This window comes from Martelella sp. NC20, assembly GCF_013459645.1.
GTDB lineage: Bacteria > Pseudomonadota > Alphaproteobacteria > Rhizobiales > Rhizobiaceae > Martelella.
Map to the genome: position 1 here is coordinate 1,870,205 of NZ_CP054861.1, position 25,111 is coordinate 1,895,315.

The 25,111-nt window shown below is 58.8% G+C and carries 28 protein-coding genes; 13 read left to right on the top strand and 15 right to left on the bottom strand.

Annotated elements, in window-relative coordinates:
* The first annotated feature begins 206 nt into the window (after positions 1-206).
* The 6 genes from HQ843_RS09010 to HQ843_RS09035 all read left to right on the top strand — a co-directional run bounded on the left by HQ843_RS09010 (position 207) and on the right by HQ843_RS09035 (position 6,815).
* Entirely contained in the window at positions 207-1,730 is a 1,524-nt protein-coding gene (locus tag HQ843_RS09010) for an ABC transporter substrate-binding protein (RefSeq protein WP_371822052.1), read from the top strand.
* 128 nt (positions 1,731-1,858) lie between these two features.
* Positions 1,859-3,187, top strand: a complete 1,329-nt coding sequence (locus HQ843_RS09015; RefSeq protein ID WP_180898732.1) for a GH1 family beta-glucosidase — start codon at positions 1,859-1,861, stop codon at positions 3,185-3,187.
* A 57-nt stretch (positions 3,188-3,244) separates the two neighbouring features.
* Positions 3,245-4,186, top strand: coding sequence for an ABC transporter permease (locus HQ843_RS09020; RefSeq protein WP_180903468.1), 942 nt, complete (start codon positions 3,245-3,247; stop codon positions 4,184-4,186).
* Positions 4,186-5,058, top strand: a complete 873-nt coding sequence (locus HQ843_RS09025; RefSeq protein ID WP_180898729.1) for an ABC transporter permease — start codon at positions 4,186-4,188, stop codon at positions 5,056-5,058. The genes HQ843_RS09020 and HQ843_RS09025 overlap by 1 nt, the downstream gene beginning before the upstream one ends.
* Positions 5,059-5,062: 4 nt before the next feature.
* Positions 5,063-6,271 carry an amidohydrolase/deacetylase family metallohydrolase gene (locus HQ843_RS09030; protein WP_180898727.1) on the top strand — a complete coding sequence of 403 codons (1,209 nt, stop codon included), beginning with the start codon at positions 5,063-5,065 and terminating at the stop codon, positions 6,269-6,271.
* Complete coding sequence (locus HQ843_RS09035) at positions 6,258-6,815, top strand: RidA family protein (protein ID WP_180902264.1); 558 nt, start codon at positions 6,258-6,260, stop codon at positions 6,813-6,815. The genes HQ843_RS09030 and HQ843_RS09035 overlap by 14 nt, the downstream gene beginning before the upstream one ends.
* Positions 6,816-6,818: 3 nt before the next feature.
* Here HQ843_RS09035 and HQ843_RS09040 read toward each other — a convergent pair whose 3' ends face one another.
* The gene (locus HQ843_RS09040; RefSeq protein WP_180898725.1) at positions 6,819-7,640 is read right to left on the bottom strand and encodes an IclR family transcriptional regulator; all 822 of its coding nucleotides are present in this window, start codon (positions 7,638-7,640) and stop codon (positions 6,819-6,821) included.
* Positions 7,641-7,732: 92 nt separating this feature from the next.
* On the opposite strand from HQ843_RS09040, the gene HQ843_RS09045 reads away from it, so the two are divergent.
* The 3 genes from HQ843_RS09045 to HQ843_RS09055 all read left to right on the top strand — a co-directional run bounded on the left by HQ843_RS09045 (position 7,733) and on the right by HQ843_RS09055 (position 12,016).
* The gene (locus tag HQ843_RS09045; RefSeq protein WP_180898723.1) at positions 7,733-8,929 is read left to right on the top strand and encodes an aminotransferase class V-fold PLP-dependent enzyme; all 1,197 of its coding nucleotides are present in this window, start codon (positions 7,733-7,735) and stop codon (positions 8,927-8,929) included.
* Positions 8,930-8,958: 29 nt separating this feature from the next.
* Complete coding sequence (locus HQ843_RS09050; RefSeq protein WP_180898721.1) at positions 8,959-10,794, top strand: ABC transporter ATP-binding protein; 1,836 nt, start codon at positions 8,959-8,961, stop codon at positions 10,792-10,794.
* A gap of 97 nt (positions 10,795-10,891) precedes the next feature.
* Positions 10,892-12,016 (top strand): IS110 family RNA-guided transposase, encoded by a 1,125-nt coding sequence (locus HQ843_RS09055; RefSeq protein WP_180898719.1) that lies wholly within the window; start codon positions 10,892-10,894, stop codon positions 12,014-12,016.
* A 387-nt stretch (positions 12,017-12,403) separates the two neighbouring features.
* On the opposite strand, the gene HQ843_RS09060 is transcribed toward HQ843_RS09055, so the two are convergent.
* The 12 genes from HQ843_RS09060 to HQ843_RS09115 form a co-directional block, all read right to left on the bottom strand.
* Complete coding sequence (locus HQ843_RS09060) at positions 12,404-12,727, bottom strand: hypothetical protein (RefSeq protein ID WP_180898717.1); 324 nt, start codon at positions 12,725-12,727, stop codon at positions 12,404-12,406.
* Positions 12,728-12,959: 232 nt separating this feature from the next.
* A complete protein-coding gene (locus HQ843_RS30005) occupies positions 12,960-13,208 on the bottom strand; it encodes a transposase (RefSeq protein WP_180898715.1) in 249 nt (82 codons plus the stop codon).
* 224 nt (positions 13,209-13,432) lie between these two features.
* Entirely contained in the window at positions 13,433-14,341 is a 909-nt protein-coding gene (locus tag HQ843_RS09070) for an AraC family transcriptional regulator (RefSeq protein WP_180898713.1), read from the bottom strand.
* 235 nt (positions 14,342-14,576) lie between these two features.
* Positions 14,577-15,218 (bottom strand): trimeric intracellular cation channel family protein, encoded by a 642-nt coding sequence (locus HQ843_RS09075; RefSeq protein ID WP_180898711.1) that lies wholly within the window; start codon positions 15,216-15,218, stop codon positions 14,577-14,579.
* Entirely contained in the window at positions 15,215-16,402 is a 1,188-nt protein-coding gene (locus HQ843_RS09080; RefSeq protein WP_246710327.1) for a transporter substrate-binding domain-containing protein, read from the bottom strand. The genes HQ843_RS09075 and HQ843_RS09080 overlap by 4 nt, the downstream gene beginning before the upstream one ends.
* Positions 16,403-16,587: 185 nt before the next feature.
* Positions 16,588-17,339, bottom strand: a protein-coding gene (locus HQ843_RS09085; protein WP_180898709.1) for an IS5 family transposase whose coding sequence is annotated in 2 segments (ribosomal slippage) — positions 16,588-17,009 and positions 17,009-17,339 — 753 coding nt in all. Because the reading frame shifts where the segments join, the coding sequence is not laid out codon by codon here.
* A 176-nt stretch (positions 17,340-17,515) separates the two neighbouring features.
* Positions 17,516-18,169 (bottom strand): potassium channel family protein, encoded by a 654-nt coding sequence (locus HQ843_RS09090; RefSeq protein WP_180898707.1) that lies wholly within the window; start codon positions 18,167-18,169, stop codon positions 17,516-17,518.
* Between the two features lies 1 nt (position 18,170).
* Positions 18,171-19,367, bottom strand: coding sequence for a low temperature requirement protein A (locus tag HQ843_RS09095; RefSeq protein ID WP_246710328.1), 1,197 nt, complete (start codon positions 19,365-19,367; stop codon positions 18,171-18,173).
* A gap of 106 nt (positions 19,368-19,473) precedes the next feature.
* Positions 19,474-19,728 (bottom strand): hypothetical protein, encoded by a 255-nt coding sequence (locus tag HQ843_RS09100; protein ID WP_180898705.1) that lies wholly within the window; start codon positions 19,726-19,728, stop codon positions 19,474-19,476.
* Between the two features lie 120 nt (positions 19,729-19,848).
* A complete protein-coding gene (locus HQ843_RS09105) occupies positions 19,849-20,337 on the bottom strand; it encodes a hypothetical protein (RefSeq protein WP_180898704.1) in 489 nt (162 codons plus the stop codon).
* 16 nt (positions 20,338-20,353) lie between these two features.
* Positions 20,354-20,731, bottom strand: a complete 378-nt coding sequence (locus HQ843_RS09110; protein WP_180898702.1) for a hypothetical protein — start codon at positions 20,729-20,731, stop codon at positions 20,354-20,356.
* Positions 20,732-20,863: 132 nt separating this feature from the next.
* The gene (locus HQ843_RS09115) at positions 20,864-21,622 is read right to left on the bottom strand and encodes an SDR family NAD(P)-dependent oxidoreductase (protein WP_180898700.1); all 759 of its coding nucleotides are present in this window, start codon (positions 21,620-21,622) and stop codon (positions 20,864-20,866) included.
* A gap of 19 nt (positions 21,623-21,641) precedes the next feature.
* Here HQ843_RS09115 and HQ843_RS09120 point away from each other — a divergent pair, with 19 nt between their 5' ends.
* Positions 21,642-22,667, top strand: a complete 1,026-nt coding sequence (locus tag HQ843_RS09120) for an AraC family transcriptional regulator (RefSeq protein ID WP_371822050.1) — start codon at positions 21,642-21,644, stop codon at positions 22,665-22,667.
* Between the two features lie 94 nt (positions 22,668-22,761).
* Here HQ843_RS09120 and HQ843_RS09125 read toward each other — a convergent pair whose 3' ends face one another.
* Both HQ843_RS09125 and HQ843_RS09130 read right to left on the bottom strand, forming a co-directional pair.
* The gene (locus HQ843_RS09125) at positions 22,762-22,899 is read right to left on the bottom strand and encodes a hypothetical protein (protein ID WP_180898698.1); all 138 of its coding nucleotides are present in this window, start codon (positions 22,897-22,899) and stop codon (positions 22,762-22,764) included.
* A gap of 307 nt (positions 22,900-23,206) precedes the next feature.
* The gene (locus HQ843_RS09130; protein WP_180898696.1) at positions 23,207-23,956 is read right to left on the bottom strand and encodes an SDR family oxidoreductase; all 750 of its coding nucleotides are present in this window, start codon (positions 23,954-23,956) and stop codon (positions 23,207-23,209) included.
* Positions 23,957-24,342: 386 nt separating this feature from the next.
* Between HQ843_RS09130 and HQ843_RS09135 the strand changes: the two genes are divergently transcribed.
* The 3 genes from HQ843_RS09135 (at position 24,343) to HQ843_RS09145 (ending at position 25,082) form a co-directional block, all read left to right on the top strand.
* Complete coding sequence (locus HQ843_RS09135) at positions 24,343-24,609, top strand: hypothetical protein (protein WP_180898694.1); 267 nt, start codon at positions 24,343-24,345, stop codon at positions 24,607-24,609.
* Between the two features lie 180 nt (positions 24,610-24,789).
* Positions 24,790-24,879, top strand: a complete 90-nt coding sequence (gene kdpF, locus HQ843_RS30010) for a K(+)-transporting ATPase subunit F (protein ID WP_180898692.1) — start codon at positions 24,790-24,792, stop codon at positions 24,877-24,879.
* A gap of 20 nt (positions 24,880-24,899) precedes the next feature.
* Positions 24,900-25,082, top strand: a complete 183-nt coding sequence (locus HQ843_RS09145) for a hypothetical protein (protein ID WP_180898690.1) — start codon at positions 24,900-24,902, stop codon at positions 25,080-25,082.
* Positions 25,083-25,111 lie beyond the last annotated feature (29 nt).

Sequence of the window (25,111 nt, forward strand, 5' to 3'; positions counted from 1 at the left end):
TTCCTGACGACGAGGCAGCCTTCCCGCAAGTTCTGGCCGATTGCCGCGCAAAAAAACCTGAAAATCGCCGCCTGTCGTGAATTGTCGCGAAGCCGTTTTCGACAGAAAGCGGAAGCGGCTACTTGACAGCCGTTCAAATCTAACAATTAATATCATAATAATAATTGTTATTTCATTGTAACGGAATAAAAGAAGGGAACTTCCGTATGTTGAAACGAATGTTGCTTGCAGCGACATGCATGGCTTTGCCGCTTGCTCCGATCGCCGCCCAGGCCGATGGAATCATTGATGTTGCCACGATCGGCGAACCGCCGACGCTCGACCCGATGGCCTCCACGGCTGATGTGGTCGGCATGACGACCCAGCATCTTTTCGAAACGCTTTTCACCTATGATGATCAGTGGAATGTCGTGCCGTTGCTGGCCGAGTCGATGCCGGAAATCTCGGAGGAGGGCACTGTTTACGATATCAAGCTTCGGGACAACGTGCCGTTCCACGACGGTTCGATCATGGATTCGAGCGATGTCGTTGCCGCCATCGAACGCTGGATGGCTATCGCCTCACGCGGCAAGCAGGCCGCGCCTTACATCGAAAACGTGACCGCAACCGGCGATGACAGCATTCGTATCGAGCTGAGTGAGCCTTACGCGCCGCTGATGTCGCTGCTGGCGTTCAACAATTCAGCGGCCGTCATCATGCCGAAGGAAAACCTGGCGGAGCCACTGGCCAAGTTTATCGGTACCGGCCCGTATATGCTGAAGGAGCACAGGCCCGACCAGTATATTCAACTGGTTCGCTTTGACGACTACGCAGCCCGTTCCGAACCGGCTAACGGCTTCGGCGGCACGCGCGAGGCCGTGCTTGACGAAATCCGCTTTGTCCCGGTTTCCGATCCCAATACCCGTCTGGAAGGCATCGTTTCCGGACAGTTCGACTTTGCAGAATCGCTGCCGACAGAGAATTTCAGCCGCATCGAGGATTCCGATCAGGCCGTCCCCGTCGTGCTTGATCCTTATGGCGCGCCGGTCTTCGTGATGAATACCAAGCAAGGCATGATGACCAACAAGGGCATCCGCCATGCCGTTCAGGAAGCGCTGAACCCGGAAGATATGTTGCTTGCTGCCTTCGGCGATCCGCGCTTCTTCGCCGTCGATGGCGCTCTTTATCCTGAAGGTTACGTCTGGCACACCGAAGCAGGGATCGAGCGTTATGGCGCTGCCGATCCGATGGCTGCAAAAAAGATGCTTGAGGAAGCCGGCTATGATGGCAGCCCGTTGCGCATTCTGACCAGCCGCCAGTATGAGTTCCACTACAAGATGGCGCAGGTTGCCGCCGAATATCTGAAGATGGCGGGCTTCCCGGTCGAGCTTGAAGTCTATGACTGGGCAACGCTCACCCAGCGCCGCGCCGACCCGGCTCTGTGGGATATCTTCATCACCCATGGTCCGTTCCCGGCCGAACCGGCGCTGAACGGCTGGATGTCCGATGACTATCCGGGCTGGTGGGCTTCCGAAGCCAAGCATGCGGCCACCGAACCCTTCCTGGCCGAATCCGATCCGGAAAAGCGCAAGGAGCTGTTCGCCAAGGTTCAGGAAACCTTTTATGAAGATGCCCCCGTGTTCAAGGTTGGTGATTTCAACTCACTGAGCGCCGAGGCCGTGACGCTTGAGAATTTCCAGCCGTCGCCCTGGCCCTTTTTCTGGAATGTCAGCACGGAAAACGGCAAGTAAGCCGCCCATTCCGACAATCAAGATAGCGCTTCCGGCCGTGCTGCCGGAAGTGCCCCTCCCGGACTTTTGCATCAAGCCGGCCCGCTGTTCGGCGGCGCGCTTCGGTATCATTTTCTGAAAGCTGACTGATGGCTCGAAATTTTCCGCCCGATTTTCTCTGGGGGGCCGCTGCCTCCGCCTATCAGACAGAGGGGGCGACCGAAACCGACGGTCGCGGCCCCAGCGTCTGGGATGCCTATGCGAAAGTGCCGGGCAATATCGTCAACGGCGACACTGCCGATATCTCCTGCGACCATTATCACCGTTATCCCGAAGACATAGCTTTGATGCACGGGCTTGGCGTGAAGGCCTTCCGGCTTTCCACCGCATGGCCGCGTATTTTCCCCGAAGGCAAGGGACAGGTGAACCAGCGCGGTCTTGATTTCTACGACCGGCTGATCGACCTGATGCTGCATGAGGGGATAGAGCCCTGGATCTGCCTGCATCACTGGGACATGCCGGTGGCGATCGAGGAAGCCGGCGGCTGGCGCTCGCGCGATACCGCCACGATTTTCGGTGATTATGCCGCCGAGGTGATCCGCCATTTTGGTGATCGGGTAAAGCGGTTCGCGCCGATCAACGAACCCAATGTCATTCCGTGGGTTGCCTATAATCTCGGCCGCCATGCGCCGGGAAAGCAGAACTATGATGCCTGTCTTCAGGCGATCCACAACCTCAACCTCGCCCATGGCAAGACGGTCTCTGCCGTGCGCGCCGAAGCCCCCGATGCCGAAATCGGCAATATCGTCTCGCTCGGTCCGGTTCGTCCGCATTATGACGATGCCGCCCACGAGGAAGCGCGCGTTCTTGGCGATTGCCTGTGGCGGCGGGTTATGGTCGATCCGCTGTGGCTCGGCAAATATCCAGAGCCGCTTGCCGAAAAGATCGAACCGCTGATCAAGGCCGGCGATATGGCGGAAATCAGCCAGAAGCTCGATTTCTTCGGGCTCAATCACTACAACCCCGTGTTTGTCGCCCCCAACCCGAATGCTACATGGGGCGTTTCGGAATCGATGCCACCATCGGGCATGGGACCACTGACCGACGTTAACTGGGTTGTCGATCCGGCCGCCTTCCTGGAGCAGATCCGCGATACCAGCAATCGCTATGGCAAGCCGGTGATCTACATCACCGAAAACGGCGCGTCCTATCCCGACATGCTGCGGGCTGACCGCACGGTCGTCGACAATGAACGGATCAGCTATTTCGACAAATATCTCGGCGCACTTCTCGACGCCATCGACGAAGGCCATGATGTTCGCGGTTATTTCGCCTGGTCGCTGATGGACAATTTCGAATGGGGACGCGGCTATTCCAAGCGTTTCGGGCTCGTCTATGTCGATTACCCGACGCTGCAGCGCATTCCGAAAGCCTCTTATCACTGGCTGAAGGGTGTGATTGGCAACAATGCCCTTTAAGCGCGGACACGGCGCAGCGGGCGAGGGTGCGCGCTGCCGAAACAGAAAGATAAATTCATGATACGGTATATTCTCAAACGCCTGTTTGGAATGATCGTGGTGATGTTTCTGGTCGTGACGATCGTGTTCGTGATCGTGCGCGTCACGCCGGGGGATCCGGCAGCGGTGATGCTCGGACCGGATGCAACGCCACAGGACATTGCCGATCTGAGAACGAGGCTGGGTCTCGACCAGTCGATCCTCCAGCAATATGTCATCTATATCTGGCAGATGCTTCAGGGGAACCTGGGACGCTCCATCTTCCTCAATATCCCGGTCACGACAGCCCTTGCCCAGCGCGCCGAACCGACTTTTTTCCTGACGATGTTCTCGCTGTTGCTGGCGGCGGTTATCGCGCTGCCGGTCGGCATTTATGCAGCCTACCGGCGCGGCTCGTTCATTGACCAGGCATCGACCATTGTGGCGATGACGGCAGCAAGCGTGCCGAGCTTCTGGCTGGGGCTTATCCTCATTCAGGTGTTTGCCGTGCGGTTCGGGTTTTTCCCGGTCTCCGGCTATGGCGGTCCCGGCGCGAGTTTCTGGGTCAGGCTTCATCATCTGGTGCTGCCGGCAGTATCGCTCGGCGTTGTTTCCTCCGCACTCATTCTCAGATTCACCCGCGCGGCCATGCTTGATGTCTTCAATGACGACTACATCCGCACCGCCCGCGCCAAGGGGCTGGCTGAAGGATGGGTGGTGCTGAAACATGCGCTGAAGAATGCGCTGATTCCTATCCTGACGGTTCTCGGGCTGACAGCGGCCGTGCTGGTCGCCGGCGCGGTCGTCACCGAGACGGTGTTTGCGCTTCCCGGCGTCGGCAGTCTCGTCGTCTCGGCGGTGCTGCGGCGTGACTATCCCGTCATTCAGGGTGCGCTGCTGGTCATCGCCGGACTTTATGTTCTCATCAATTTTGCAATCGACATGCTCTATCTGCTCGTCGACCCGAGGGTTCGTTACTGATGGCCGATACACACACAGCCGCCAGCCCGGGGCGTGACCGGGCAAAATTCGTCAGGCAGCTTCTCAAACGCAAGAGCGTGGCTTTTGGTCTGCTCGTGCTGTTGATCTTCGTGGCGCTGGCCATTCTGGCGCCATGGATCACGCCGCATTCCGCCTACAAGCTGTCGATTGCCAACCGGCTGACGCCGCCGGGCGCCGAATACTGGTTCGGCACGGATGAATTCGGCCGCGATGTCTTCGCCCGAACGATCTTTGCGGGGCGCCTTTCGCTTCTGGTCGGCGCTGCCGTCGTGGTCTTTTCTGCAGTCATCGGCGTCACGCTGGGACTGGTCGCCGGGTTTTTCAGAAGCCTCGATATGCCGATTGCCCGGCTTATCGATGCGATGATGGCGTTTCCCGACATTCTGCTGGCGATTGCTCTGGTTGCAGCACTTGGTCCCTCGCTGATGACGGTTATCGTGGCCTTGTCGATTGTCTATGCGCCAAGGCTTGCCCGTATCGTGCGCGCGTCCACGCTCGTGATCCGGGAGCTTCCCTTTGTCGAGGCGGCCCGGTCGATGGGAATTTCCACCCGCCATATCATGACCCGGCATGTGCTGCGCAATCTGTTCTCGCCAATCCTGGTGCAGGCGACCTTTCTGTTTGCGAACGCCATTCTGGCCGAAGCCGGGCTTTCCTTCCTCGGTCTCGGTGTCAGCCCGGAAGTGCCGACCTGGGGCACGATGATTGCCGCGGGCCGCCAGTATCTGGGGGCCGCCGACTGGATGACGCTTTTCCCGGGGCTGGCCATCATCCTTGCCGTTCTCTCTCTCCAACTCGTCGGCGATGGTTTGCGCGACATGCTGGACCCCCGCCTGAAAAAGGACCTGTAGGAAAATGCCGCTTGAACAAACGGGTTCGCCTCTGCTGATCCGCAATGTCCGGCCGATCGCATTCGGAACCGGTACGCCGGAAGACCTTGTCGATATAGCCATTGGCGCTGACGGAAAGGTCGCATCGACCGGTCGAGGTCTGCCGGCCGGTGAGGGCGTGGAAGTCATCGATGGCGCTGGCGCCTGGATTTCGCCGGGCTGGACCGACCTGCACGTGCACATCTGGCATGGCGGCACGGATATTTCGATCAGGCCCTCGCAATGCGGAGCCGAACGGGGCGTGACGACGCTGGTGGACGCCGGTTCGGCCGGTGAGGCCAATTTTCACGGCTTTCGGGAATACATCATCGAACCCTCCGTGGAACGCGTGAAAGCCTTCCTCAATCTCGGTTCCATCGGGCTTGTCGCCTGTAACCGGGTGCCGGAGCTGCGCGATATCAAGGACGTGGACTTCGACCGCATTGTCCAGTGCTACGAGGAAAACCGCGAGCATATCGTTGGCATCAAGGTCCGCGCCAGCCATGTCATTACAGGCTCGTGGGGTATCACGCCGGTCAAGCTCGGCAAGAAGATTGCCAGACTGCTCAAGCTGCCGATGATGGTGCATGTCGGCGAGCCGCCGGCGCTCTATGAGGATGTTCTTGAAGTTCTCGGCCCCGGCGACATCATTACCCATTGCTTCAACGGCAAGCTCGGCTCGTCGATCATGGAGGATGAAGACCTCTTCAATCTGGCCGAACGCTGCGCCGGCGAGGGGGTACGTCTCGATATCGGCCATGGCGGCGCCTCCTTCTCGTTCAAGGTGGCGGAAGCGGCGATTGAGCGCGGCCTGATGCCGTTTTCGATCTCCACCGATCTCCACGGTCATTCGCTCAACGGCGCGGTCTGGGATATGGCGACCACCATGTCGAAACTGCTGTCGGTCGGCATGCCGTTCGACAAGGTGGTCAGTGCCGTCACCCACGCGCCTGCCGCCGTCATCGGTCTGCCGATGGACAATCTTCTGTCGCCGGGCGCGCGCGCTGAATTCACGATGTTCAACCTTATCGACGAAGCGTTGGACGTGGTCGATTCCAATGGCGACAGGGCGCAGATGACCAAGCTTTTCGATCCCGTCTACGCGGTCATCGGCACACGCGCTATCAAGGCCTCGCGACACACGCCCGGCACATGGCGCAGCGGCTATGACGGCCAGAATTATGCATTTCGCTGATCGCCAAGACGGTCAGCCATCACATTTTGAAAGTACAGGAGTTTTCGTGTCCCAGACATCCGCGATTAAAAAAGGCGAACCGGCCTCTGTAGCAGAACGACTTGCGACACTGGGTATCGAGATACCGCCTGCGCAGCCTCCAATCGCCAATTTTGCAGCCTACAAACAGGAAGGCAATATTCTCTATCTTTCGGGGCAGGGACCAAGCGAAAGCGACGGCTCACAACATTACGGCAAGGTCGGTGGCGACGTCACCGTCGAGGATGCCTACAGACACGCGCGGCTGACGGGACTCAATCTTCTGGCTGTAATGCAGGAAGCGCTCGGCAATCTCGACCGTGTCAAACATGTGGTGAAAATCCTCGGCATGGTGAATGCGACCCCCGATTTCACCCAGCATCCGAGTGTTATCAACGGCTGCTCCGATCTGTTCATCGAGGTGTTCGGCGAGGCCGGCATTCATGCGCGTTCAGCTGTTGGCCTCGGTTCGCTGCCGAATAATATCACCGTGGAAATCGAAGCGATCGTCGCTGTGAAGGATTGAATTCTAGTGTTCCCGCCATCCCATCAACCGTTCGATACGTTCAGCAGAATCCCGGACATAGTCGCCGAACGGGGCGTCGCCTGCCGTGGCCTTCTGCTCGGGCAGCACGATCGAAATCGTGGCGGTGCATTCGCCCTCCGCATTGCGGATCGGCGAAGCGATGCAGGCGACGGAATAGTCGGATTCGCCAACCTGAACGGAAAGCCGGTTTTCGAACGCTTCCGCCGCCGCCTTCGAAAGCGCTTTCGGATCGATGGTCGCACGGCCTGTCGGCGAGGCGCGGGCGCCGCGTTTGAACAGTTCGATGCGGTCCTTTTCCGGCATGTGGCCGACCAGAAGCCGGCCCGACGCCGTCCAGTTCAGCGGAATGCGCGAGCCGACGCGCGACATCACCTGGAAATGGCTGGGTCCGTCGGCCATCGCCATGACCAGCATATGATGGCCGTCCCGGCCGCAAAGCTGGACGGTTTCGCCGGCGCGGCGGCAAAGATCGTGCATCTCCTGTGTGGCCACCCGCATGAAGTCAACGGAGCGGGCATAGGCAATGCCGTAATTGTAAAGGCGGGGGCCGAGCCACAGCATGCCGTCATGGGCGCGGGTCAGCACAGCCTTTTCAACGAGGTCCTCGGTGATGGTATAGATCGTCGAAAGCGGCGCTCCGATGGCCTTTGCAATCGCATAACCGCCGGCAGGTTCACCGGTTTCATAAAGATAGTCGATGACCTGGAGGATGCGGTCAATGCCGCTGACCCGGGTTCTCTTCTTCTTTTTTTCAGGGGCGGTTTCCGGTTCGTCAAAGGATCCGGTTTCATTTGTCTCGGTCATGCCTATTCCTCAGTTTTGAGTGACATTGCATTATTACGTTACAGTTGTCGAGTTGCGCACGGGCGTGTCCGGCACATCCACGGAGAATCTCAATGAGTGAAGATATCAGGCAGTCGCTCGGATTGCGGCCTGTCATCAATGTTTCCGGCACGATGACCAGTCTTGGCGCTTCGATCGCCGTTCCGGAGGCTGTTGCCGCTGTCGCGAAGATCATGCCGCAATTCGTCGACATGAACGACCTGCAGCGCAAGGCCGGCAAGGTCATCGCCCGGCTGACCGGTGCAGAAGCGGGTTTTGTCACGGCATCCTGCGCCTCCGGCATCAGCCTCGCCGTTGCCGGGGCCATTACCGGTCCGGATCTCCTTGCTGTCGAGCGCCTGCCGATGGCGACGACGGCCAGAAAAGAAATTATCGTACAGGCTGGCCATATCGTCAATTACGGCGCGCCGGTCGACCAGGCCATCCGCCTTGCCGGGGGAACGGTCGTGTCGATCGGGCAGGCAACCTCGACCCACCGCTTCCACCTTGAAAACGCGATCACCGAAAACACGGCGGCGGCGGTTTATGTCGTCTCTCACCATGTCGTCGACTACGGCCTGCTGCATCTCAGCGAGTTCGTCGAGATCGCCCACGCGCGCGGCGTTCCGGTGATTGTCGATGCGGCGTCGGAATATGACCTGAAGGGCTTCCTTGCGACCGGCGCCGATATTGTTCTCTATTCCGGCCATAAATTCCTTGGCGGGCCGACGTCGGGCATCGTTGCCGGTCGCAAGGATATGGTCCGCAATGCCTATATTCAGAACTACGGCATCGGCCGCGGCATGAAGGTCGGCAAGGAAAGCATTTTCGGCGTCATGGCCGCGCTTGAAGCCTGGGAAACCCGCGATCACGAGGGTATCCGGGCGCGTGAGAGAGGCTACCTTGATCTGTGGAAGGACGCACTCGACGGCCGCCCCGGCATTCATGCCGTGATCGACCCCGATCCGACCAACAATCCGCTCGACCGCCTCAAGGTCATGATCGACCCTTCCGAGGCACGCATTACCGCGTGGGATCTTTCCGCAGCGCTTGCCCATGGCGAACCGCCGATCATCGTGCGTGATCATGAGGCGGAGCATCATTATTTCTACCTCGATCCGTGCAATCTGCATCCGGGGCAGGAGCATATCGTGACGCGTCGTCTTGGCGAGGAACTCGACAAGGCCCGCCGCTCAAACGACATCATCGCCACGCCGATCGAGGACCTGAGCCGCCACCGCTTCGATGGCCTGCTCAAATGGCCGGACTGAAGATCTGGTTTCGCGAAGGGGACAGCAAAATGACAAATCAGGCAACCACGAATGACGGCGACCATGCACCGGTTCTGTCGGTTCAGAACCTGACCACATCCTTCTATTCGGAAGGAGACTGGCGCAGCGTCGTCCGCAATGTCTCGTTCGACGTCATGCCGGGGGAAACGCTGGCGATTGTCGGCGAAAGCGGATCGGGCAAGAGCGTGACCTCGCTTTCCATCATGGGCCTTCTGCCGCGCGACATGTCGCGCGTCGAGGGCCGCATCCTGCTCGATGGCCGCGATCTGCTGACGGCTTCCGACAGGGCTATGCGGGCGACTCGTGGCGCCGATATCTCGATGATCTTTCAGGAACCGATGACGAGCCTCAATCCGCTTTTCACCATCGGCGACCAGATTTCCGAGGCGATCCGCTGCCATAGCGCGGTAACGAGGAAAGAAGCGCGGCAAGAGACGGTCCGGCTTCTGGAGAAAGTACGCATTCCCTCCGCCGCGTCCCGTTTTGACGAATATCCGCATCGGTTTTCAGGCGGCATGCGCCAGCGGGTGATGATTGCCATGGCGCTGGCGGCCCGCCCGAAACTGCTGATCGCCGATGAGCCGACAACGGCGCTCGATGTCACCATTCAGGGGCAGATTCTCGACCTCATCAAAACCCTGCAGGAGGAAGAAGGCACCTCCGTGCTGTTTATTACCCATGACATGGGCGTGGTTGCCGAAATCGCCGACCGCACTGTGGTGATGTTCCGCGGCGAACAGGTTGAGAGCGGCAAGACCAGCGATATTTTTGCAAACAGCCGTGAGCCCTATACCCGTGCGCTGCTGTCCGCCGTGCCGGTGCTCGGCTCGATGTCCGGCAGTGAACTGCCGGCGCGCTTTCCTATTACCGATGTCCAGACCGGGCAAATCACCCCGGCCGCTGTTTCGAAAGATACAGTCGCACGCGCTGAAAAGCCTGTTCTCGAGGCCAGGAACATGTCGGTACGGTTCGACATCCATTCCGGCCTGCTGTCGCGGCTTTCCGGCCGTGTTCATGCGGCAGAGAATGTGTCGTTCAAACTGCATGCCGGGGAGACGCTGTCACTGGTCGGGGAATCGGGCTGCGGCAAATCCACAACCGGGCGCGCGGTCATGCGGCTCATCGAACCGGACAGCGGTGAGGTCCTTGTCGATGGCGAGGATGTGCTTGGCGATGACGTGCGCTCGATGCGCAAGCTCAGGCAGACAGTGCAGATGATCTTTCAGGACCCGTTCGCCAGCCTCAACCCCCGCATGACCGTTGGCGAGGCGGTTGCCGAACCCTATCTCGAGCACCGGCTGGGAACGCGGCGCGAGGCCCGCGAGATGGTCGCGGATATTCTCGGAAAGGTCGGGTTATCCGCCGACATGGGGAGACGTTATCCGCACGAGTTTTCCGGCGGCCAGCGCCAGCGTATCTGTATCGCCCGCGCTTTGGCGCTCAATCCAAAGGTCATCATTGCCGATGAAAGCGTGTCCGCGCTCGATGTTTCGATCAAGGCGCAGGTCATCAATCTGATGCTGGATCTGCAGGAGAGCATGAACATCGCCTTCCTGTTCATCTCCCACGATATGGCCGTGGTCGAACGCGTCAGTCATCAGGTTGCGGTGATGTATCTGGGCGAAATCGTCGAGATCGGCCCGCGCGATGCTGTCTTCTCCAATCCACAGCATCCCTATACCCGCAAGCTGATGCAGGCCGTGCCGATTCCAGATCCCGCGCGGCTCGGCATGAAGCGCGGCGGCCAGGTTGATGAATTGGAAAGCCCGATCCGTCCGCTGAACTATACGGCGAAGGTGCAGCGCTACAACGAGATTTCACCCGGTCATTTCTGTCTGTATTGAGACCCCATGTCCCTGATCGGCATGGTGGCTCGCGTCGCAATATGTTGGCAACGAGGGTTAACTTTGCAGCCAGAGCCTCAAACATAGGAGACGATCCGTGACCGATGATACAGCACTTTACGTTGGTTTGGATGTGAGCAAAGAAAAAATAGCCATTGGCCTGGCGGAAGCTGGCCGCAAGGGAGAGGTGCGTTACTACGGCGAAATCGCCAACCGTGCTGATGCAGTGCGCAAATTTGTCGATAGGCTTGCAGGACGTCACAGACGCCTGTGCCTTTGCTATGAGGCTGGCCCGACAGGCTACGGACTGTATCGCCAACTTCGCGATCTTGGCCATGAATGCCTTGTCGTTGCACCATCGCTCGTTCCGACCCGTCCGGGACTTCAGGTCAAAACGGATCGGCGCGATGCTGTCGCGCTTGCCGCCTTGTTGCGTGCAGGCGAACTGTCATCCATCTGGGTTCCCGACGAGACGCATGAGGCCATGCGCGATCTTTGCCGGGCACGGGAAGCGGCCGTCTCGGATTTACGACGAGCCCGCCAGCATCTCTTGTCATTTCTGCTCAGGCACGGCAGGGTCTTCGAAGGTCGCTCCCACTGGAGCAAAGCTCATCGAAACTGGTTGGCGACACAGCGCTTTGATCATCGCGCGCAGCAAATTGCCATGGAAGAATATATTCGTGCCATTGAGCAGATCGAGGAGCGGCGCGACCGGCTGACACGGCAAATGGTGGAGCTCTTGCAGGATTGGTCGCTTAACCCGATCGTCGAAGCGATCCAAGCCCTGCGTGGTGTCGCGCAGATCTCGGCGATGACATTGGTATCGGAGATCGGCGACTTTAGACGCTTCAGTAATCCGCGTCAGTTCATGGCCTGGCTGGGGCTGGTTCCCAAAGAGCATTCGACCGGTGCCAGCGTGTCGCGTGGGTCGATCACGAAGGCCGGCAACATCCGTGCGCGACGCATGCTGGTCGAAGGCGCCTGGACCTACAGACTGCCCGCGCGTGTAAACCAGGAAATCCTGAAGCGAACGGAGGGGCTGCCTGAAGCAATCAGAGCGATCGCCTGGAAAGCGCAAGTGCGGCTATGCCAGCGGTATCGGCGCATGCAAGCCAGCGGTCGCCCCACCAACATTGTCATCGTCGCCATCGCGCGCGAGCTTGCGGCTTTCGTCTGGGCTATTGCGACAACAGTTCCCATTCCCCCAACAAAGACAGCCTGACGAAGAGGCATCAACGCGAAGGAGAGAAAAACAAGTTCAATTCCATCACGCTGCTTATTGCCGGGCGTGGCGGCCGGTCAGGGCAACCCTCGTTGTGATTCTGCGAGCCTGAAATGGCGACACGCGCTATGTGAGACAGAGGAAGGCCCGAGACGAACCACGGTCTTGCGGTATCCAACCCGCGCATCAGAGTCTGATCAACCGTCGTCTCAGCGCCGCCGCGCCCTGCAATAGGCAGCATATCCCCCCTCGTCGACGCTGAAAAAGCGACGCGAAATACCTATGCCAAAAATCTTGAAAACGGACATGAGAATCACCGGCATCAACAAAACAGTATCCAAATCTTGCCCCCGCGGCCAATGATATTTTATCAATAATATCAAAGGCTTAACTTTTATCAGGTGAAGCCTTTTTGTCGGTTGCCGACGAAACACCTGTCGCGAGATGCAGTAACCCTGCGATCGCGCCATAGAGATCGATATCGAGACCCGCGCCGTCTTCAGACGGCGTCAGAACAATCCTGTCGATCAGATCACGCAGCGCTTCCTTCGAGCCCAGCATCTGATCTGCCTGGTTCAGACCGGCAATGAGCTTTGTAATCTGTTCGCGATAGCGCGCCGCCATCGACGGATGGAAGAGGACTGGTTCCGGTGCTTCGACTGATGCAAGTTCGCGCTCAAGGGCCTTTCGGCAGCGATCGAGGTCGTTCATGCGGTCCTTGACCTGATCGGCAGGCACGCCGGCGACAATCGCATCAACCAGTTTGGCATGGTCGCTTTTGTCTCTGGCGAGTTCTGCTTCCTTGTCTTTGCGATCTGATGCGCTGAATTGGCCAGCCGGTTCCGTTCTGCGGTATATTCCTCACAGAATATCCTGACAGCTTCGGGGGCCATCAGATTATTGGTCAATGCCTCAAGGACACCGGTCTCAAGATCACGCTGCTTTATGGTGAGCATGTTGGTACACACGGCATTGCCCTTGTTGCGTGCAGCAGAGCAACCGAAAGCTGCGGCGTCAATCCGTGGCGCCGCGCCACGGAGCAGACCGTCACGCCCGGCTCATAGCTCTCCGCGACGATCTCAGCCTTGCGCTCGTCGCTCCACGCGCGCCGACGACCGCTGCCCCTGAAAACCTCGAAACGGCGCGCCGGCTCTTCATCGCTCGATGTAAGCGTAAACTCTGAAGTCGACATATGTCCAACCCTTCGTGCGGGCTCAACATCGTCAATCAAGCCGAGATCCGGAAGGTGGGGCCAAAACACCGCTTACACTCCAGGACGTCTCGCACTTCCTACAGGTAGGCGGGTCCCGAGCGCGGCTTCAAGACCTCCGACGCCGCCGCGGGTCGCCGGCGGCGCGCTCAACCCAACGGCACGTGCGCCGCCGGCAAAGCTGACATGCGATCGACGGAAGGCGTTCAATATTTTGACTTGCGCAACGCGGCTGGCGTGACGCAATGCAGCCGGCGCATGGTTGACGTCAGATGGCTCTGACTGCTGAACCCCGCCAATGTGGCGACCTCGGCCAAGGCGAGATCGCTGCGGAGAATGATATTCTGGGCATAGATCAGACGCTGGTTCAGGACATAGCGATAAGGGGACATGCCGGCGGTTTTGCGAAAGGCCCGCGTAAAGTGGCTGTAGGAGAGATTGCAGAGTTCAGCCAAAGCGGTGAGGCTGAAGTTCTCGGTCAGATTGGCTTGAATGAAGTCCTCGACATCCTTCCAGTTTCGGGGAGACAGTCCGCCTTTCGCATGACCGGGGGCCAGCTTCCGATCTCTTGCGGAGGAATGATTGCGCAGAATTCGCGCGGCATAGCTGAGCGCCAGCCCTTCCAGATACATGTGGCTCGGGCGGATTTCATGATCGATTTCATCGCGTATCAGGCCCGCGATCTGATAGCCCGCCTGATCGACCGTTCCAGGCGGAGGAGGTTGCAGTTCCAGATGGCCGCAATCAAGCTCGCGCGCAGCAAAGCTCTCGAGCCAGTCGTGATCAAACGCGAAAAGGCAGTTCTCCTTCGGTGTGTACCAGCGACCCGAGAATTCCGATGCGTGCGGTATGAGCTCCAGCGTGCCGCGGTCGGCCGCAAACCGCCGCATTCGATCTGACGAAAGGGCCGTCTCCCGGTCCGGCTGGGCGGAAAGCATCTGTACGGCATAATGAAAGCCGGCAGAAAATGACACGCTGTTTGGCCCGATGCGGGTCAATGTCACGCCGAACGGACCGAACTCGAATTTCCGGCCCCAATCGTCCGGCACAAAACCGAGCAGGTTTCCGGGTTTGTCCCCGGATGTCGCGTCGATATGAGCAGCGCGGTCATCCACGTGCCTGCACCTCTTGGAGCTCTTTTGCAGCCTGGCACAGCGAAAATACGTGAAATCACGTCTAGCGGCAAAAAACCGGCGCTGCCCTGACAGCCATTGTCGACGACGAACTGATCTCCGTCAATATCGGCCGATCAGACCAACTTCAAGAGGGAGCGGATTGACCCGACAGGATTGACGCGAACCGCCCCAGACGCCATCGCAACCGGAGGCGGGATGGTATCCGTCGCAGACGTCAGTGCAGATCGTGTTTGTAGACGAATTTGGGCATGCTCCAGCCGAACCGCAGCGCCAGCAAACGCAGGCAAAGGCCGGCACTGAGGGCGAGCAGCAGGACGAGGTTGTGATCGAGCCCCAACCGCCCCCCGCCTGCGAAGATCGCAACCGTGATGACGGAGACGGTCGCATAAAGTTCCGCGCGAAACAGCAGCGGAACATCGTTGCACAGAATGTCACGCAACACGCCGCCGACGCAGCCGGTGATCATGCCGGCGGCGATCACGACGAGAAACGGCTGATCGAGGCCGATGGCGATATTGCTGCCGATAATGCTGAAGACGACGAGCCCGACCGCGTCCAGAAAAAGAAAGACGCGCTGCAGCCGATGCATGTGCCGGGCAATGATGATCGTCAGGATCGCAGCCCCGCCCGTGACCAGAAGAAGCTCCGGCGAGCCAACCCATGAAAGCGGATGATGGTCCAGAAGCAGGTCCCGAACAGAGCCTCCCCCGAGCCCGGTGATACAGGCAAGCAGGATCACGCCGACCCAATCCATGCTGCGTCGCCCGGCCGCGAGTGCAGCGGTCATGGCTTCTGCGGCGAGGGCGACAAGATAGATGATGTGCAGGAGATAGAGCGTCGTCGGATCGGTAATCATGGCATGCTCCCGAAATATCTGAGGCGTAATTGCTCAATTACACCCAGTTCGTGAAGTTCGAGAAGCTCCAAAGTGACACGCTCGGCGAGCGGACTTTGCTGGCGAACCGCGAAACCATACTTGTCCGGATGAAATAAATTGCCGACGACGGAAACATTTTCATCCGGATGACGGTGCGCATAATATTCCAGGATCGGCGCGTCGGCGACGATCGCATCGATCCTGGCCGCCTGAAGGGCATCGACGGCGCTGTCGATATTGTCGAAGGTGCGGACCCTGATGCCCCTGTTGCGCAGATACTCCTCGGATGCGCTTCCGGTGAAAACGCCCGTGACGTTGTCGGAAAGGTCGGCAAGGGAATGGATGCCGCTTTCCAGGGAAACGGTGGTCATGACGCTTGTGACCGATGACGTGATGTAGGCGACGACAGCGACGCCGCAAATCATCCAGAATGCCCCCCAGATACGCCCTTTCCAGCCAAACAGGTTTTTTCGGGTGGCCTTTCCCGAGGTCGCGATTGAGACGACGTGATAAAGGCTCTCGGAGATGCCCTCCTGCCATTTCCTCGGAAACTCTCTATCGAAACGGCGGTCGAAAAGCGTCATTGCAACCGTGGCCACGGCGATGACCAATGCCAGCCAGGCATAGGCTCTCAGATGTCCGGCGCTCCGCAGACCGGCAATCACGCCGGAAAACCCGGAAGGGCTTGTGTCGGCAACCATGATCCTCAATCCCGCATCATACCATGGCTGCGTGAAATCAAGCACCTTTTCCCGGACGCGGGTAATCGTCAGATTGGTGACGGCGATATCGACCTCGCCGTCCCTGGTCGCCCGGACCAGGTCCCGGAAGGTCGGATAGACGACATAGTGGGACGCGATATCCAGGTTTCCCGCCGCTCTTTCCCAGATGTCGATCGCCATGCCTTCATACGTGCCATCGCGTTCACTGACGAAGGGAGGACTGAGATAGAGCCCGACTTCGGCGCGATCCCCCGCAAGCGGCTCGTCAGATTGAGCCAGAGCGCCTTTGCCGATTGCGGCGGCAAGGATGAGGAAGAGGATCGTCAGGAGGCGCCACAAACGGGAGCACGGTCGTTTTTGCGCGACAGCTGTCATCGATGAATTCCGGCTTGAGTTCACATGCTGGATCACGGCGCGCTCCGGCGCGGGACGTCCCTTCATTCTGAAACTCCTTCATGCGAACCACAACCGACCTCAACTCAGCGGGCGATGCGCTTTGATCCGCGTTAGAGCGTCGGGCGAAAAAGTGGGATCCGGTTTTTCGTTAACCCGACGCGTCAAAATAAAGAATCTAGAGCATCGGGTGATGCCAATTAATCGCCCGATGCTCTAGGGTCTGTGGGGATTCACCTTGAGTTGATCACAGCCGCTGCCAGATAGATCATGGCCTCAAAGCTCTGGTCCGTTTTACAGGCTCTCATAGCGATGCGCTTGAATTCTTTGAGTTTACAGAAGAAGTTTTCGATCAGGTGTCGCCATTTGTAAATCTCAGTGTCGATTTGGAGAGGCACTGATCGACGCGGATGTTGCGGGATTACTATTTTCGCGCCGCGCTTGTTGAGATCGGCTACAATGTTGTTGCTATCGAAAGCCTTGTCGGCGAGTAGCGCACCGAACTCGATGCCATCGATGAGCGGCGCGACGCCGACCGTGTCGAAGCGATGGCCCGGCAGCAATTCGAACCGGACCAGATTGCCTAAAGCATCGGTCAGTGCCAGGATTTTGGTTGTCATCCCACCTTTTGAGCGACCAATGGCCTGGCTCTGAGTCCCCCTTTTGCGCCCTGACCGTGTCGGTGGACCTTGACGATGGTGGCATCCACCATGGCGTATTCCATGTCCGGTTCTTCAGAGAGGGCATCGAATATGCGTTTGAAAATGTCGGCTTCACGCCAGTCGCGAAACCGGCGGAATGCCGTGCTCCAGTTGCCAAACGCAGCGGGCAGGTCACGCCATGGGCTGCCCGTGCGTACAATCCAAAGCACGGCTTCAATAAACAGCCGGTTGTTTCTTCCGCTGCGACCGGGATCCATAGGCTTCCCCAGACAATGCGGCTCTATCTTCGCCCATTGGGCATCTGTCAGTACAAAACGATCCATCCAAAGCGTGAATCACATTCGCGCTGATTTGTGAATCCCCACAGACCCTAGAAAGGGGCGGTTTCCTAGTGGTTGTTCAGGTCGACGGCTCTCCAGGCCGTATTTGAAGCGCCTCAAACTTGCCGCCTCTGTGACTGTTCACATTGCCTTTTTTTGAACCCTGACTTTGGTGGAGGCTATCCCCTGCTGGCATGCATGCCCACCAGCCGCGAAAGCAGGATTACGGTATAGAGCGTGCCGCCGATCGCTTCGAAGGTGACGAAGGACTGGGCGTAGAAGCCCACCGGAGTGATGTCGCCATAGCCCAGGGTGGTGAGGGTTACGTAACTGAAATAGACCATCTGCTGCCAGTCGATCTCTGTCCCCGAACTGGCAATGAAGGAACCTGGAGCGCACCATTCAATGAGGGCCAGGACGGCCGCGAAACCCGACCCGATTACCAGATAGAGGGAGGTGGCCGAGAGCAGTACATCGGTCATGACCGTGCGCGTTCCGAAGGTGTAGCGGGCCAACACCGCAATCATGCCGAGGTGATAGGCGATGGAGGTCAGGTAGACGGCCAGCGCCGCGCCGGAAGAGGGGGCATATGAGTTCAGTATGCCGGCCGAGAAGACCGCCAGTCCGGCGCACCCGACGAAGAAACGCAGGGGCTTGAAATCGGTCAATGCCCACGTCGCCGCCACGAAAATCGCCGCGTAGAAACCGTAGAACAGCGCGGGCCAGGGGCCGCCCGCCGCTGACAAAGGGTAGGTCAGGTTGTGGATCAGGATCGCAGCCAGAAACCATGCGTTGGCCGCCACCTTGTTGCGGGCGGTGGGAAGCGACAGCATCTCAACACGCCTTCCGGTGGCCAAGGGCGGCCATGACCACCATGATCAGTAAAATGCCGGCGCCGAGCCAAAGTCCGTTGAGATGCAGGAGCAAAGCGGTCCAGCCCCATGCGGCCAATGCGACCACGGCCAGAAGATAGAGGGCGCGCAGCCGCTCTGCCGTGACCCGGTGGAAGATCGTGCATCCGAGAAGAAACGCCGATGGTCCGGCAAAGGCGATGAGTGCGGTTTCGCCGTGGATTGCGTCGTGCGGATGCGCCACGATCATTTCGATGGCGACCGCTGTGATGACTGCACCACAAACGGCGACACCGTGTGCATAGGCGAGACCTGCGCGGGCGAGGCTGGTGTGATCTGTTGCACGTTTGAAACGATGCTCTCCGGGTTCAGAAAGGTCGACAAAATAGATCCACCACAGCGTCACGATCAGCAGAAAGCCGATCAGAGCGGCAAAACCGGTGTCTGCATGGATGTCGTGGCTGACCAGATAGCCGCCCAGAAGAAGTATGGATTCGCCAAGCGCAATGATGAAAATCAGCTGGTTGCGCTCAAACAGGTGCAGGCCTTTCAGTGTCCAGCTCGACATCGGCGTAGCGCCCTTTCCGGGTAGCCAGAACCCGGCGTAAGGCGCGGCGTAGTCGATAAGGACGGCCAGTATCCATAGCTCGAGCCGGGCGGGTGCGAAAAAGGCGCCGGCGATCCAGAACACGCCGGAAATCGCGCTCCATGCTCCAAGCTGGAAATAGTTGCGCGCCATTACCTGTCCGCGAAACACGAAGACCATGTAGGCCGCGCGGATCAGAGCCATGGCGACATAGGCAAAAGCAAACAGGCCTGAACGGTCGCTGAAGGCCTGTGGCGCGGCCACCGCCATCAGCAGTGCACAGCCCATCAGCACGATCATCAGTCCGCGTCCGCTGGGGTGATCGGGGTTTACCCAGTTCGCGGCCCAGGCCGTATAGTTCCATGCCCACCAGACGGCAGCAAAAAGCGTTACGTACTCCAGCGCTCCGAGCCAACTGGCGTGTTCCAGCAGGTAGTGAGATAGCTGGATGATCGTGAAGACGTAAACCAGATCAAAGAACAGTTCCATATTCGTAACACGGGGCGTGTCTTGCGGGGCGAGGTCACGCAGGGCACCGGTCGGGACGAGCCGGTGGAAAATGCTGGAGATGGAACTTTCCTGTCGAATTTTCATAATTATCCCTGAAATTCGCCGACGCCTGACTCTGGTCTACGACGGCATCGCACGTTGCAAGATCGCGGGCCGTAGCAACATCATACTTTGTCGAGACGTCGGGGCGTCAAGACAGGCGCCACGAAATGAACCATCCAATGAGGCATGGCACGCCAAACACCACTGCAAATATGGGCAGTTCTGCTGCCACGGAGTAACCCGCATGGGCCACGCCGATCCAGAGATTGACCGATGCCGCCACAGCCCAGACAATGACGAAGATCAGGAAAGCTCGGCGCAAGGAGGCGTTGAGCCAGAGGGCGATCCCGTAGATCAGAGCCATCGAAACCAGGCCGCCAAGAATAATGAAAATGGTGTGCATAGGAAAGCTCCGGATGTCAGACGAATGGTGCAAGCAACGCTCTTGTTCGCCTGGCACTACAGCGATGAGCTTTCGGTTCATTCCGTGCCTTCATGCGAGACAATCCGGAAAAGACCGACGCTAATCCAGCGTATATGTGTCGGCACTGCAGGCGCCCAAGGCGTCCGGCTTGTATTTGCGCCAGTCATCGATACTGAGCATCCCGATGCGAACAGCCCCATCTCCGATCTGACCGCTGATATCCTTGACGGTAAGCCACCGCACGGGCTGGTCGCAAAAGCCGTTCTTCTTCTTGTTTTGCGAGAAAAACGTGTCGGCGTTGAGTACCTTGTATACATTTCCGCCGAATTCAGCGTCGTTGCCGCTGTTCCAGACATCGATATACTGCAGCTTCATTTCGCCTTCGAGCCTCGAGAAACTTGCCGATGTGCGGCTCAGTTTCATCGTGTCCCCCAAGGTCGAAGACGTGCCGTTCGACAGAGCGGCATAGGAGCGGGCACTGTCAGTCGGCATGGGAGAGACTTGCGATTTGGCGGCAGCGCCAAATGCCAGCGCCAGACCAACGACTCCGACGAAAACGGCCAGAGTACCGCGTTTGAATTCAGCCATAGATTTCCCGTGCCTTTCAACGTGCATCGAAACTTGCCGTTTCGAATTGATACAGGTAATCAACAACTTCGGATATTGCGAAACAAGAGCGCCCCATCACGGAACCTGCGGTTTGTGATCTTTTCCTGATAGGATAGCCGTTTTCTGGAATCCTGCTGAAACGATATCGACGCAGGCCGCAGTGGAAAACCGGATGCCACCTGCCGATCTCCGGCTCACGGTTGTCGGCGGCCGCGTTGTTGCCTGCTTCCGGTGCAGCCACGCCGCGCGGCTCCCCCGGTCTGGGTCGTGGTATTGGCAAGGTAATGAACGGGCGTGGGTCGCCCTTGGAGGCCCGTAGCGCCTGGTCGAGCTGTTGCAGGAAGTCTGGTGAATCTCGCAGCGAAAGATACATCTCGGCGAGTTCATTGAGCGCAGGCCGAACTTGGGACCAGCGCGCATCCGCATTATAGCTCGGACACCATGTCTATCCTAGACTGTCAACCGCTCGGGGACCGCCGGCATCGCGCCGGCGACCCTGAGGCAATTACCAGGGGTAGCTTTCATTGACCGATCCGGTGAAGGTGCCCGTAGGGCTGTCACTGCCGAGCAGCGCGACGCGGACGGCCTCCGCGGCACCCTGCTGGACAGTTTCGGTGCCTTCATAATTGTTGAGGGCGGTGCTGGTGAAGCCGGGCGTCACCGCGTTTACCTTGATGCCTTCGGCTTCAAGATCGATGGCAAAGGCCAGCGTGATGGCATTGAGCGCGGTCTTGGAGGCGCCATAACCGGGGTTGAAGGTCGCCCGGTAGGGATTGGGCGTGGAGTTGATGGTGAGAGAGCCGAGAGCGCTCGAGACGTTGACGATGCTTGCCGCTTCCGATTTGCGCAGCAGGGGTACGAAGGCCTGGGTGACGGCGAGGACGCCAAAGACATTGGTCTCCCAGATGGCTCGAACTTCATCGACCGGGATGAGCGTTGCCCGCGAGCGCTGGATATAGTCCTGCATGGTCTCGCTCTCCGCGCCATTGGCTCGGGAAATCGCGGCATTGTTGACCAGAATGTCAAGGCGGCCGAACTGCTGTTCGACCTGTGCCGCGGCGGCATGAATCGACGCTTCGTCGGTGACATCGAGCTGAATGGGGTGAACATCGCCGGCGATGGCTTGTGCTGCCGTTTTGCCGCGCTCCAGATTGCGCGAGGCGAGCAGCACCGTCAGGCCGCTGGCAGCGAGGTCGGTCACTATTTGCAACCCGATGCCTTGGTTGGCGCCGGTGACGAGTGCGATGCGTGAGTTTTCAGTCATGGAAGGGTCCTGTTCCTGATTGGCTAAACAGGAGATGGCCACGGGCGACTGGACAATCTATATTCAAGTGTCCAAGAAAATTTTGAATGAGTCCATAATGGCGGATCCCCTCGCACAGATTGTTAGCTTGCTTCAGCCAGGCGCGCCGTTTTCCAAGTGCGTCACCGGATCAGGGCCATGGCGCGTGCGGCGGACGCAATCGCCCAATCCATATTATGTCGCCGTGCTCAAAGGAAGCATGCGCTACGGGGACCAACGGGGCGAAGAGGTCCTCGTCAATGCGGGCGATTTCATCCTCATCCCCTGGGCGCAGGACTTCATGATGTGGAGTGAAGTACCCAGTACAGATAAGGATATGGTGATCGATCCGGTCATCCTGCCCGGCGGCGGCTATCGTGTCGGCAGTGCGGATGGTCCGGTCGATATGCGGGCTCTGGTGGGCTACTGTATATTCCGGTCGAATGATGCGACGCTGCTGTCATCATTGCTGCCCGAACTGATCGTGGTGCGCGGCGAGTATCGCCTCGCCATGCTGATGCAGTTGCTGGGCGACGAAGCAGCAAGCAGCAAGCCGGGCCGTGAGGCAGTGCTGCAGCATCTGCTGGAAGTCCTGCTGATCGAGGCTTTGCGCTCCTCGGTCGAGCTTGGCGCTTCTCCGGGGCTGTTGCGCGGCTTGTCGGACGACCGGTTGTCCGCGGCGATCAGGGGTATGCATGCAAGGCCCGAGCATGGCTGGACGGTGGCCGAACTTGCGCGCGAGGCTGCCCTGTCGCGGTCGGGTTTCCATCAACGCTTCCTGTCGGCCGTGGGAATGGCGCCAATGGAATATCTGACGGCGTGGCGGCTGGCCTTATCCAAGGATCTGCTTCGCAAGCAGGAGTGCAGTGTCGGCGAAATTGCCCGGCAGGTAGGGTACCGCTCGGCAAGCGCCTTCAGCGTGGCGTTTCTGCGCAATGTCGGGATATCGCCGGCACGTTATGCGCGCGAGACTGCAAAGACGTTGCCCGGCGCGACCGCAGAGGACTTCAAGAGCGCCATCGCCTGACCGAGGACTGAGGCCGTTGCCGTGGTTCGGTTCCGGCAGTTCCTCTAGGGCACGAATACTGCCACCGCTCCAGTCCAGGTGAGGAAGAACCCATTCAAGTGCCAGGCGACACGAAGCCGCGCAGGCGCTTGCCGCGATTTGCCCCCCTTGGCTGATTGGCCGACCATGCATTCCACGGGGTCGGATCGAGGCGCGAAAACGGACTTCTGGCGAACGGCAGTTTCGTCTGCATAGCCGCCTTCGTTGCCCGACCGTGGGGAACGGCAGGTTTCCACCCCCAACTGGCCGTTTGGGCAACAATCCAGGACTGGCGGGAGCCGACCTCGTCTCTGTCGTTCCAAAGTCAAGGACAGCTTCCCGAAAGCCGCCGTTCCTAGCACGCCCAACGGTCGACTTGGTCGGGGCCGTGTCCGGACCGGCGGGTTTGAACTCAGATCATGAGCTAGGCGGCCCTTCACGCTTCATGGGCTTGGAACCGCTTTCGACCCGGACTGGTCGTTCGAGCCGTTCAGCTCAAACGACCGCAGTGAAAGATGCGCCTATTTCACCGCCGAATTTCCCCCGTCCGCGAATAGCGCGGAACCTGTCACGAAGCTCGATGCTGGCCCCGCCAAAAACAACGCGGCCTGCGCGATTTCTTCTGGTTGGGCTATTCGCTTCATCGCATGGAGACCGGCGGCCCAATCTTTCTGCGATTGATCGCCCGCCATCCCCGTGTCTGTGCCGCCCGGAAGAAGGGCGTTGGCCCGTATATTTTTTACGCCATAGTCCGCCGCGATGCCTTTGACCAAGCCCATCAGTCCTGCTTTTGCGGCGGCGTAGGCACTCATCCCTGGCAAACCGACGCTCGTGCCGACAAAGCTGGAGGTAAAAACAATAGAGCCGCCTCCGCGTTCGAGCATTGCCGGTATCTGATAACGGCTCGCAAAAAATGCACCGTTCAGGTTTGTGGCGATCGTTTGAATCCATTCTTCGGATTCCAGTTCAGCGACCGGTTTTAAGGCACCCACGGTCCCGGCATTGTTGAAGGCGATATCAAGACCTCCAAAAACCTGCACGGCTTCCGCGACCAGTTGTTCATGTGTTTCAGCCGAACTCACATCGCCGGCAACTAAATGCGCGCGTCCGCCTGTTTCTTGGATACGCTTCGCGACGTCCTCCAAAGCCGCTTTCCCACGCGCGTTCAAAACCACGCATGCGCCCTCAGCGGCAAAAAGCAACGCGGCCGAACGGCCGATGCCGGATGACGCGCCGGAGATAATTGCAACTTTATCCTGTAATATTCCCACAAGTGTTCTCCTTAAATTGGAGACTGACGGATATGAAATACTCAGCTACTTCGACACCCGATTCCTGCGGTCAGCTTCAGAAAGCCGCCATTCATCTGCATCGCAACAAAAGTTAGCCATCCGCCGCAACCTCGACGTTTGCCGCGTCGCAGCGCATGGCAGATTTCGGGATACGTAACTGGCTGATTGATCGTCCGAAATGGAGGCGCTTTACCGCCGAAGCTCGTTGACCCTATGAAGGTCAGCGTTCCCAACGTAGTTGCCCGATACCTGCCAGTCCGTTTTCCACCCGAGCCGGACATTTAACTTGATAAACCCCAGGGATTTCGAGTGAGGTCATTGTTCAGCAGACCGGCCGATCTGCCGGCCATGTCGAGGATATGCCAATGCTGGACAAACCCGAGCGTCAGAAATGTCACGGTCAAAGTGGCCTGATGATCGAGACGAAGCGCCAGGTGGGCAATCACCAGAGCCAGGAACACGCTGGAGGTCATCAGCACGCTGTGGACGATGATGCTCGTCCATTGCGACCGGCCCACAACAACGGTTCGGACAAGCCGCAACTCATCGACACTTCGAGCAGGCGAGCACCTCTCTCTGCCCCCCGGCCGATCGAAAATTCGCGCTTTTCATATGAGATTTTTATGTCTTGATCTCTTCGCCACTCTCGAACCTTTATGCGGTTTAGCGCCATATTCTTGCCACGATCGGTGATCGGCGGGGGCGGAAATAGGACTATGGGCACGTTCGTACCGCCCCCAATTGCCTGGCGACGACCTGCATTGGAAATGCGGAGAGCAAACACAGGCCCCGCATACGAGAAGAGGTGTCAAATGATACTGGAATACGTTCTTAGCGGAGCGGTGACGCTATTTGTCGCCGCCTATCTGATTTACGCACTGCTTCGGCCGGAACGCTTCTGATTTCCCGAAGGTCCAGTCCGATGAAACCGGCGGTGCGGGCCATCGGAACATGGCTCCGCCACATCCGCAAATCCTTCAATCCGCGATCCGAATTCCTGACAGCGGAAAAGCCGCTCCGAGCATCGAACATCATCCTCGCCATGACCGTGGCGATGGTGCTGCTCGCGCTCGTCGCCCGGCTTGGTGCTGAGCTTTTCGGGTAGGGCTGAAGGCCGGGGCCACCATCACAAAC